Origin of the sequence: Dokdonia sp. R78006, from assembly GCF_042466145.1 — a bacterium.
In the GTDB taxonomy this organism is placed as follows: Bacteria; Bacteroidota; Bacteroidia; order Flavobacteriales; family Flavobacteriaceae; genus Dokdonia.
Window position 1 is genome coordinate 651,566 of the sequence record NZ_JAXHBU010000001.1, and the last position, 11,161, is coordinate 662,726.

The following is an 11,161-nucleotide window of genomic DNA, read 5'->3' on the forward strand; positions in this document are numbered from 1 at the left end:
CAACGATGCAGGAGCGTATTTTACCATGGGCTTTATTAATAGGCTATATAATTATCCTACTGCTTATAGACTTTTTTGTACTTCATAAAAAAGGGACAACCATAAGCGTTAAAAAAGCATCGTACGAGACTATCTTTTTTATAACTAACGCCCTTCTCTTTGGAGGGCTTATTTATTGGTTTTATAGCTCAGGACTCGTAGCAAATCCTTATGATTATTCTGGCACAAAAGCAGTAGTCACCTACTTAACAGGTTATCTGGTGGAGCTATCGCTCAGTGTAGATAATCTATTTGTGATTGCAGTAATCTTCACCTCTTTTAAAATACCAAGCCAGTTCCAACATAGACTGTTGTTTTTAGGGATTTTAGGTGCCATCATATTTAGAGCACTACTTATAGGGGTAGGCATTACTCTTATTAATAAAATACCTGGAATGCATTTCATTTTTGGAGGCATCCTACTCTTTACAGCGTTTAAGATGCTTAAAGATGACCAAGAGCCTGTAGAGAATGAGGAGCCAAAAGGGCTTGCAAAATGGTTTAAATTTTCAAAAATAATAGACGGAGATAATTGGGTCACTACAGTAGATGGAAAGCGTGTTTTTACAGCCTTATTTGGCGCACTGGTTACTATAGAACTCACAGACTTATTATTTGCCTTAGACAGCATACCAGCAATACTAGCTATCACAAAAGACCCATTTATAGTATACAGTTCAAATATATTTGCCATTATGGGCTTGAGATCACTCTATTTCTTCCTAGCTAATATGCTAGAGAGATTTAAGTATCTTAAGTATAGTGTTTTTATAATACTGCTATTTGTCGCTGCAAAACTTATTGTAGGTCATTACTATCCGTTCCCAGAATGGTTATCGCTCGTTGTTATTTTTGTTTGTCTAGGCGCAGGAGTTATGTACTCTCTTAGCAAAGATCAGACACGACTATAGATGAGCTTTTTAAAACCTTCTCGAGTGCCTTCTATTTTTACTTGGTTGTATCCAAGTTGGTATTTATGGAGCAAACCTAAAGGCAAGAAAACCATCTACCTCACCTTTGATGACGGACCTATTCCTGAGGTGACCGATTTTGTTTTAGATACGCTTTCGCGAAAGCGTGACAACCCCATTCCTGCTACTTTTTTTTGCATAGGGGATAATGTGCGTAAGCATCCAGAGGTGTTTAAAAGAATCCTTGCCGAAGGTCACGCCATAGGAAATCACACCTACAATCACTTACAGGGATGGAAAACAGATAACGATACGTATTTAAAAAACACACAGCTCGCCGAACTTGAGATGAGTAAGCATATAGAACGTAATCCTGATACATTATCAAGTACGCTATTTAGACCACCATATGGAAAAATAAAGCGCACTCAAGCATCTGCATTGCGCAAGATGGGATATAAAATTGTAATGTATCGTGTAGTTGCTTATGACTGGGAATCAAGCCTTACTCCAGAAGCATGTTTACATAATGTAATTGATACTGCAAAGGATGGAGATATTATCGTTTTTCACGACAGTGTAAAAGCATATAAGAACTTGCAGTATACACTTCCTAAAGTTATTGAGTATTTTGAAAATGCTGAATTTAGCTTTGGGAAATTATAATGATGTTAATAAGAATACTCTTCCATAATACCAATAATGGTATTTGCATCTAGCTCACCGCTTTGACGCCATATCATCTCTCCGTTTTTATAAATAATAAGTGTAGGCAAAGCTTTAATGCGCAGTGCTTCGGCAAGCTTGTTATTCTTATCTACATCTATCTTAATCACTTTTCCCTTATCGCCTATTGCAGCAGCTACTTCCCTAAGTACAGGATGCATTGCCATTGAATTCTCATTCCAGTCTGTATAGAAGTCTAACAGTATCGGAATATTTACGTCTATAAGTTCTCCAAATTTTGACATACCTATGGATTTTATTAATCAATTAAGGATTACGTGCTTAGTAAAGATAGCACATTCTTGGTATTATGCGTTTGCACTACCTTTTTTCAACTCTATAACAGTTATCTCAGGCCATATTCCTACCCTTCCAGGAAAAGCGAGATACCCAAAACCACGGTTTACATTTATATACTGCTTTGCATCTTCATAGATACCTGCCCAGTATTTATAGCGCCACTTTACAGGACTCCATTTAAACCAACCTGGTATCTCAATACCAAATTGCATGCCATGCGTGTGACCACTGAGCGTTAAGTGAAAATGGTCTGGATGGTCTTTTACCTCAAACTCCCAGTGTGAGGGATCATGACTCATTAATATCTTGAAGTCTTTCTTACCTATACCGCTTATTGCTTTATTGAGATCTCCTGCTTTTTTGAATCCACCCTCACCCCAGTTTTCTACCCCTACAATTGCAAGTCGCTCACCTCCTCTTTCAATGAAATGATGTTCATTAAGTAATAGCTTGAAATCCATTTCTTTTTGGATTTCTTTGAGCCTATTGAGGTTATCTATTTTTGCTTGAGGCGTAGGCCACTCTACATAATCACCATAATCATGATTTCCTAAGACAGAGTACTTTCCATCTTTTGCACGCAAACGAGCAAAAGATTCTTGCCATTGATCCATTTCGCTCGCCTCATTATTAACCATATCTCCAGTAAATAAAATAGCATCACTCGCCTGCTCATTGATAAGATCTATGGCATAATTTACCTTCTCCTTATTATCAAAGCTTCCGCTATGTATGTCACTTATCTGAGTAATCTTATAACCATCAAAGGCAGCTGGAAGATCATCAAAGGTGAGTGTATACTTGAGGACTTTAAAGTTATAACGCCCTTTTATAACACCATATAAAATAGATGCAAATGGTATTGCTGCTAGCCCTAATGCAATCTGACTTACAAATTTACGGCGGGAGGGGATTGCTTTCCCTTCTGAGCTTGTAGAGATTCTATTCACTCCGCCGCGTATGAGTCTAAAGATATCTTCACCAAACATAGTTGCAATAATTACTAGCTTACAAACAATGAGAATGATAAATGACACCACAAAAAATTGCGTCAACGCACTCATGTTACGTCGTCCACCAGTTGAGAATTGATAAATCATCCCTCCTATAATAAAGACGGTAATAAGAAAGTATAAAATGGTTCCCCAGCGGCCTTTTACAAGAAATCTAAATGCCTGATAGGCATATATATCTAAGGCAATCACGAATAGGATAATAAAAATAAATCTGAGCACAGTTTATGAATTTAGGCAAAAATAGAGGGTGAACTATTAGTAGAGTTCCGTTTCACGTTTCTTTAACTATAAAGGTATTATTTACATACGCTTTCGCGAAAACGAACCACTATACAGTAACTTCTAGAATTTTTGCATGACTACTTGCAAATGAAAGTTCATTTACAACTGCTGGCAGCACTACTGTTTGTCCTTTTTTAAATGCATACACCTCATCATCACATGAGAACGTTGCACTACCATCTACACACATAAGGATTGTAAAAGAATCCTTATTACTGTAATCCCTTGTTGCTTCTCCTTCTAGGGCTAATAATGTTGTCTGGAAGTATGGTGTTTCCATGATAGACACAGCAGTGTTTACCTCCGTTTTATAAGGAGTATTGTAAGTGTCATATCCTTTTAAGTCTATCACATCGATAGCTTCCTCACTATGCAAATCTCGCAAAGCTCCTGTTTTTGCATCTATCCTATTGTAATCAAATATGCGGTAAGTAACGTCAGAGGTTTGCTGTATCTCGGCAAGTAATACTCCTGCACCTATAGCATGTACTCTACCCGTAGGTATGTGGAAGATATCGCCCTCTTTTATATATTCTGTATGTAATAGATCAACTATGTTTCCGCTTTTTACAGCTTCTTCATATTGCTCTTTTGAGGTATCCTCTTCAAAACCAACAATGATGCTTGCATCATGATCTGCTTGCATGATATACCACATCTCATTTTTTCCAAAAGAGTTATGGCGCTCCTTTGCTACTTTATCATCTGGGTGAACTTGTATAGAAAGCGGAGTTTTTGCATCTAGAAATTTAATAAGCAAAGGGAAATTTGTACCAAATCTCTCAAGCACAGAAGCTCCTAAAAATTGAGCTCCAAAGGTGGTGATAAGATCATGTAACGTATTTCCAGCAAGCGCTCCATTTGACACTTGTGTCTCACTACCTTCTACATCAGAAACCTCCCAAGATTCACCTATCTGATCCCCACTAAACTCTTTATTGAGCTCTGTGCGCAACTTATCACCACCCCAAAGACGGTATTTAAAGTGTGGAGTAAAAAATAGGGGATATAGTTTCATAGTCTAAATAGGTCGCAAATATACAGCTTACCTTAAATTTTTCTATCACTTCTATTTCTTGATTCGCTATCTGTATTTTTGTAAACACTATGCTTAAATTAAAAGATGTACTATTTCATATTTCTAACCGCTTTACAATAGGTCCTATCAACTTGTCTATCAGCCAAGGTGATCATATCGCGCTCATAGGAGAAAGTGGTTGTGGTAAGACTACCTTACTTAAAATGATTTATGGACTTTATGACCTAGATGAAGGATTTATCACGTGGAATGAAGAAAAAATCACAGGCCCAGAGGATCATCTCATACCAGGAATGCCTTTTATTAAATATCTTTCTCAGGATTTTGACCTCATGCCTTTCACCTCGGTAGCAGAAAATATTAATAAATATTTAAGCCGATTAGAGCCTGAAGCGAGCAAGGCGCGTACAGATGAGCTCATGGAAGTGGTAGAAATGACGGCATATGCAAATGCTCACGTAAAAACACTCTCTGGCGGTCAAAAACAACGTGTTGCACTCGCACAAACGCTAGCTAAGGAACCAGAATTACTATTGCTAGACGAGCCATTCTCACATATAGACAACTTTAGAAAAAACAAATTACGTCGTAGGTTGTTTAGCTACTTGAAAAAACAACAAATCACCTGCCTTGTTGCAACGCATGATAGTACAGATGTACTTGCATTTATGGATAAAACAGTAGTGATGAAAAGCGGAAAAGTAATCGCCCATGAGGAAACATTAAAACTATATAAAAACCCGCCCAACTATTATGTTGGTTCGCTTTTTGGAGATATTAATGAACTACCTAAAACTTGGTTTTTTAAAGATTATCAAGGTGATGCTGCCCTATTATTGCATCCTCACGAGATTACTACAGTTCCAGATGGAAAAATAGCAACCGTTATAGATTGCTATTTTATGGGTTCACACTATTTGGTAACCGCTATGGTAGGAGATAAAACTGTTCTTTTTAACGCATCAGTTTCATATTCTACGCATAAAGATGTCACACTAGGCTTAAGAATTAATACACCGAAGTAATGGTAATATCGCTTTCGCGAAAGCGTACTACATCACCTTTTTTCTTACTCAGTAATAACTGCCCCATAGGAGATGCAAGTGCTATCGCATAATAAGGTCTTCCTTCTATTTTTATTTCTCCTGCCGAAACTGAGATAAAGAAACGATTTGTAGAAGTATGAACTACGCTACCTAGACGCACGTAATCACTCTTTACCTTTATATCAACTTTAGATAAGGCATCTTCTATCTTGCCTATTTCTTTAAGTTGCTCACCCGCTTGCTCGCGATCTATCTGTAGCATTGCCCTTCCAGTCTCATGCTTATCTCCTGCTGAACTCTTAGTCTCATCTTCTAGAGATTCCATAATATCTGCAATCACGGTTTCCACCTTATTGCGACGGTTTACAATCCACTGCGTGCACTTTGTAAAGAGTTCTAATTTTATTTCTTGATGATTCATAAATTACTTCCCTATGGTTATGTGACAATAAACCTATTATACGTGTAAACACACAAAAGGTTACAATTGCTAGCTATAAAATTCTAAATTAAATCTGCGAGATTCTTACCTATGGTGCTTCCTATGGCAACTCCCATTCCTCCTAGACGTACTCCGCAATAAGTATGTTGAGATATTTTCTTAACGATGGGCTTTTTTTGAATACCCACACCCATGATACCACTCCATCTATGATAAATAGTATGAGGGGTATTAGGTAAAATCACCTCAGCGAGCAGTCGTTCTAATTCATTTTGAATAAGTGCTGTTTGAGAGATCTCCATCGTTTCCTCTCCTTGTATGTCTAGGTTTCTCCCTCCACCTAGAAGAATTCTGTTATTTATATTTCTAAAGTAATAGTATCCTCTATCAAGGTGAAAAGTGCCTTTCACTTTGAGTTCTGGAATAGGATGTGTGATTAACACCTGTGCTCTCGCAGGTTTTACTTCGCTAAGTCCTAGCGTGCTTGCAAAACCGTTTGTAGCAATAAAGAGCTTTTTTGTATAAAATGTATTATAATCCGCTACAACTTCTACACCTTCAGCTCCTCCTTTATAAGACTTTACGGTCATACTATTTAATATGAGTATCCCTTTAGCATGTGCGAGTTTGAGAAGTGCACTCATCATCATTCCCGTATCTATCTGCCCTTCGCAATTATTAAAAATCACCTTATTTTCTATACCATCAAAACCAAATGCATCATCCTGCAGCGTGTACACTTCTTTATTAAAAATAGGAAATAGCAACTTATTTATGTGAGCTAGATTCTGTACACATTCCTCATACAGCACGGTATCATTTGAAGTGAAAAGCTCATAACCTCCATGCTCTTGATAGTCTATTTGTTCATCTCCAAGCATACTTCTCAACAGTTGTAAACCTTCCACACGTTGTTTAACTAGAGAGATCACCTCTTCTTCTGAGTGTGTTTTGAGATCTTCTAGTAATTCTGAAATACTTCCAAAGCATGCAAAACCAGCATTTTTTGTACTCGCCCCATTAGGAAGTAAACCTTTTTCTAGAATAACTATTTTTGAGTTGGCATCTTTTTCGCGTAAGCGTATTGCACACATTAAACCCACAATACCGCTGCCTACAATGGTGTAATCTACATTATTAAACCACGATTCTCGCTCCCAGAAACTTAGATTCATTAGATATTTTTCATTAAAAATACGTGTTCTATGTTAGTGCCTCAAATTTCTCTCGTCTAACACTCGTATGACAGCGCAGGCAATTACTACGATCTTACTAGCTTTTATAGCATTTTCACTCCCAGAGCCGAGAATGTATAGCAAGCTATATCATGATGATGGCACCATTCAAGCAGAAGGATGGATAATGGGAGAGCAAAAGGTAAAATACTGGAAATTTTATCACGAGAATGGAACCATCGCCGCCGAGGGACATTATCAAACTAATAAGAAATCAAAGTACTGGCATTATTACGATAATCAAGGAAAACTGACTAAGGAAGGGCATTATGAGGACGGAATTGCCCAAAATTGGTGGATTTTTTACGACCTTGCGCGCCAAGAAACTAGAAAAAGCCAGTACGTTGACAATCATTTACATGGTTTCTGTCTCGTATATAAAAACAAAAAACTTTTTAAGGTAGAAAAATACGAGAAGAATCAATTAAAAGGCGCGTGGACAAGCATACGTGATTTCCGCCGCGATAATCCTGATGTATCACTCTACTAGCGTTATGACTCCCCTTATTAAAGTAATAATACCAGCTTACAACGAGCAAGACTCCATAGGTCATGTGCTACGAGACATTCCTACTGCTGTGAGTGAAGTTATTGTAGTAAGCAATGCATCTACAGATAATACAGAACAAGTCGCGAGAGAAAATGGCGCTACGGTATTAAGAGAAGAACGCAAAGGTTATGGATACGCCTGCCTCAAAGGCATGGAATATATAGCCACTATGGGTGTAGATGATATTGCACAACGCCCAGACATCGTTGTCTTTCTGGATGGTGATTATAGTGATTATCCAGAAGAGCTTACTAAGATAGTTGCCCCTATTATCAATGGAGATTACGACATGGTTATAGGTGCTAGAGACAAACGCTTTCGCGAAAGCGGATCAATGACCACTCCTCAGATTTTTGGAAACTGGCTTGCTACAACCTTAATGACGCTATTCTTTGGAGCAAACTTTACAGATCTGGGTCCTTTTAGAGCTATGAAATATGATAGCTTACTAGCTTTACAGATGGAAGATAAAACCTACGGTTGGACGGTTGAAATGCAACTCAAGGTTTTAAAGAAAAAGATGAGTTATATAGAAATCCCGGTAACTTATCGCAATCGCATAGGTGTTTCTAAAGTCTCTGGTACCGTAAAAGGTGCAGTAATGGCAGGAGTTAAAATACTAGGATGGATTTTTAAATACAGTTTTAAGAAATGATATTAGAAACCGTTATTATTGTTATTTACACGATTTCGCTTATTATCATATTTGCGTATAGCTTATCCCAGCTCAACTTACTTTTTAATTACTTGCGCGCACAACGCAAGAAAGACGACGCTGTCTTATTTAATTTTAAAGATCCTGCACAAATTCCATTTGTAACGATACAGCTTCCAGTATATAATGAACTGTATGTAATGGAGCGTTTACTAGATAATATTGCCCTCTTAGACTACCCTGCAGATAAGCTTGAAATCCAAGTGCTAGATGATAGTACAGATGAGTCTTTTGAAACCACAAGAAATCACATAAAACGCCTTAGCGATAAAGGACTAGACATAAAACATGTTACTCGTACAGACCGTTCAGGTTTTAAAGCCGGTGCTTTAAAGGAAGGACTTAAAGTTGCAAAAGGCGAATTTATCGCCATATTTGATGCAGATTTTCTTCCAGAACCTAACTGGCTACAGCGCACCGTTCCTTACTTTAAGGATCGCAACATAGGCGTTGTACAAACTCGCTGGGGACATATAAATAGAGATTATTCTTTGCTTACAAAAGTGCAGGCTTTTGCACTTGATGCACATTTTACACTAGAACAAGTAGGTAGAAATAGTAAAGGACATTTTATAAACTTTAATGGAACTGCTGGCTTATGGCGCAAGCAGTGCATAGAAGATGCTGGAAACTGGGAAGGTGATACCCTTACAGAAGATCTTGACCTAAGCTACCGTGCCCAACTTAAAAACTGGAAATTCAAATACCTAGAGGATGTAGAAACTCCTGCAGAGCTCCCAGTAGTAATAAGCGCTGCACGCTCTCAACAGTTTCGATGGAATAAAGGTGGAGCAGAGAACTTCCAGAAAATGTCTAGAAAGGTTTTAACTAGTAAAACCATTTCTCCAAAAACTAAACTACACGGTCTTTTACATTTATTAAACAGTACCATGTTTTTAAATGTGCTCATTGTAGCGATATTGAGTATCCCCATGCTCTACATCAAGAACGAATACGCACATTTAAAGCCATATTTTTATGTAATGTCTTTCTTTGTGATAAGTAGTGTGATTTTCTTTATCTGCTACTGGTTTATGTTTAAAAGTATTTATGGCGGAGGTTTCAAGCAATTTTTAAAATACACGGGGATGTTCTTTGTGTTCTTTAGTATTGCTATGGGATTCTCACTTCATAACTCTATTGCAGTAATAGAAGGTCACCTAGGTAAACGAAGTGATTTTATACGTACGCCTAAGTTTAATATAAGCGAACTCAAAGACTCTTGGAAAGGCAATAAATATCTCAAAAAGAACATATCTATCAATGTAATTTTTGAAGGACTTTTGATGTTGTACTTTGGTTTTGGGATGTACTATGCATCTGTCGTAGGTGATCAAGGTGGTGACTTTGGATTGTTCCCTTTTCACTTTATGTTATTCATGGGATTTGGTTTTGTTTTTTTTAAATCACTTACGAGTAAAGCGTGATAGAACGTCTTTGGAAATATCAAAAAACTCCTATCGCACTAGCGATTGTTTCCTTAGTTACCTACTACCTCTTTGCTTTTCAACTAGAAAGAGCTAACACCACACTCCTACTAAGTCTGTACAGCATACTTTTTGCTTGCTTTTACTTCATAGTAAGCAAAGGTAAAAATGACTTCTCTTTGCTACTCGTTTTTGCAGTAGCATTAAGACTCATATTTATACCTGTAATCCCAAATCTCTCTCAAGACTTTTATCGCTTTATATGGGACGGACGCATGTTTACACAAGGTCTCAATCCATATTTAACAACTCCACAAAGCTATATAGAAGCAGGTAATCTCCAGATTGTAGCGCAAGCAAGACAGCTCTATGAAGGAATGGGAGCACTTAACGGAAGTCACTTTACAAATTACCCACCCGTAAACCAACTTATATTTGCAATTGCAGGATTATTCTCTGGCAATAGCATCATTGGCGCAGCTATCGTTTTTAGAACAACTATTATTCTAGCAGATGTTGGGATTATCATTTACGGCAAAAAATTATTGCAAAAACTAGGATTACCCATCCATAATATCTTCTGGTATGGGCTCAATCCCTTTATCATTATTGAAATGACTGGCAATCTGCATTTTGAATCTGTAATGTTATTTTTTGTCGTCTTATCCTTGTATTTACTGGCCCAAGGTAAGTGGGTATTAAGTGCTGTGATGATTGCATTATCTATATCTACTAAGTTATTACCGCTACTCTTTCTGCCACTTTTCATGCAATACTTCTTAACTCGTGGTGATAGAAAAACAACCCACTTTAGAAGCTCTTATCCTTGGAAAGTCCGCTTTCGCGAAATAACAAAAAACCTACCTCGTCTCGTTTATTTCTATTTGATTGTGATTGGAGTAGTCATATTGACCTTCTTACCATTTCTCACAAATGAGTTTGCCGAAAACTTTGGAGCTTCCATTGCGCTATGGTTTAAGAAATTTGAGTTTAATGCTAGCGTCTACTATATCATTAGATACATAGGTTATCAAACGATAGGTTGGAATATCATAGGAGATGTTGGCCCTTTATTGCCTAAGATCGTGTTAGGTTTTCTGATAGTTATAGCCTTTTTTAGAAATAACAGATCATTACAAGCAACTATTACCGCTATACTTATTGGTATCTCCTTTTACTTTTTAATGTCTACCACTGTTCATCCTTGGTATGTGGCTACGCCTTTACTTTTGTGTGTCTTTACACGTTATAGATATCCACTAGTATGGAGTGCTACTGTGATGCTAAGTTATGCCGCATACGGTGCAAATGGTTTTAATGAAAACTTATGGCTAGTGGCTATAGAGTATGTTGTGGTAATTGTATTTTTTATCTGGGAAGTTTATAGACCTTCTAAAGTTACTGTAATGGCAAAGACCGCCATTGAGAGCTAA

General features: G+C 37.4%; 12 protein-coding genes. 7 read left to right on the plus strand and 5 right to left on the minus strand.

The window, feature by feature from the left end:
• Nucleotides 1–5: 5 nt before the first annotated feature.
• Entirely contained in the window at nt 6–950 is a 945-nt protein-coding gene (locus SJY37_RS02995) for a TerC/Alx family metal homeostasis membrane protein (RefSeq protein WP_298329405.1), read from the plus strand.
• Complete coding sequence (locus SJY37_RS03000; RefSeq protein ID WP_298329408.1) at nt 951–1,616, plus strand: polysaccharide deacetylase family protein; 666 nt, start codon at nt 951–953, stop codon at nt 1,614–1,616. It begins immediately after the preceding gene.
• A gap of 5 nt (nt 1,617–1,621) precedes the next feature.
• Here the strand turns inward: SJY37_RS03000 and SJY37_RS03005 are convergent, their stop codons facing one another.
• From SJY37_RS03005 to SJY37_RS03015, 3 genes are all read right to left on the minus strand, one after another.
• Entirely contained in the window at nt 1,622–1,921 is a 300-nt protein-coding gene (locus SJY37_RS03005) for a co-chaperone YbbN (RefSeq protein ID WP_298329410.1), read from the minus strand.
• Between the two features lie 63 nt (nt 1,922–1,984).
• Complete coding sequence (locus SJY37_RS03010; protein WP_298329412.1) at nt 1,985–3,211, minus strand: metallophosphoesterase; 1,227 nt, start codon at nt 3,209–3,211, stop codon at nt 1,985–1,987.
• 109 nt (nt 3,212–3,320) lie between these two features.
• Nucleotides 3,321–4,292, minus strand: a complete 972-nt coding sequence (locus SJY37_RS03015; RefSeq protein ID WP_298329415.1) for a type I phosphomannose isomerase catalytic subunit — start codon at nt 4,290–4,292, stop codon at nt 3,321–3,323.
• Nucleotides 4,293–4,381: 89 nt separating this feature from the next.
• Here SJY37_RS03015 and SJY37_RS03020 point away from each other — a divergent pair, with 89 nt between their 5' ends.
• Nucleotides 4,382–5,338: an ABC transporter ATP-binding protein gene (locus SJY37_RS03020; protein WP_298329417.1), complete on the plus strand. Its 957-nt coding sequence runs from the start codon at nt 4,382–4,384 to the stop codon at nt 5,336–5,338.
• Here SJY37_RS03020 and SJY37_RS03025 read toward each other — a convergent pair.
• Together SJY37_RS03025 and SJY37_RS03030 are read right to left on the minus strand one after the other, a co-directional pair.
• Entirely contained in the window at nt 5,322–5,780 is a 459-nt protein-coding gene (locus tag SJY37_RS03025; RefSeq protein WP_013751029.1) for a hypothetical protein, read from the minus strand. The genes SJY37_RS03020 and SJY37_RS03025 overlap by 17 nt on opposite strands.
• Nucleotides 5,781–5,863: 83 nt before the next feature.
• On the minus strand, nt 5,864–6,976 hold the full coding sequence (locus tag SJY37_RS03030; protein WP_298329420.1) for an FAD-binding oxidoreductase: 1,113 nt from the start codon (nt 6,974–6,976) through the stop codon (nt 5,864–5,866).
• A 67-nt stretch (nt 6,977–7,043) separates the two neighbouring features.
• On the opposite strand from SJY37_RS03030, the gene SJY37_RS03035 reads away from it, so the two are divergent.
• Genes SJY37_RS03035 through SJY37_RS03050 form a run of 4 tightly spaced genes read left to right on the plus strand, consistent with a single transcriptional unit; the run spans nt 7,044 to nt 11,161 of the window.
• The gene (locus SJY37_RS03035) at nt 7,044–7,526 is read left to right on the plus strand and encodes a toxin-antitoxin system YwqK family antitoxin (protein WP_298329424.1); all 483 of its coding nucleotides are present in this window, start codon (nt 7,044–7,046) and stop codon (nt 7,524–7,526) included.
• 4 nt (nt 7,527–7,530) lie between these two features.
• Complete coding sequence (locus SJY37_RS03040) at nt 7,531–8,241, plus strand: glycosyltransferase family 2 protein (RefSeq protein ID WP_298329427.1); 711 nt, start codon at nt 7,531–7,533, stop codon at nt 8,239–8,241.
• A complete protein-coding gene (locus tag SJY37_RS03045) occupies nt 8,238–9,728 on the plus strand; it encodes a cellulose synthase family protein (protein ID WP_298329430.1) in 1,491 nt (496 codons plus the stop codon). The genes SJY37_RS03040 and SJY37_RS03045 overlap by 4 nt, the downstream gene beginning before the upstream one ends.
• Nucleotides 9,725–11,161, plus strand: a complete 1,437-nt coding sequence (locus SJY37_RS03050) for a mannosyltransferase (protein WP_298329431.1) — start codon at nt 9,725–9,727, stop codon at nt 11,159–11,161. The genes SJY37_RS03045 and SJY37_RS03050 overlap by 4 nt, the downstream gene beginning before the upstream one ends.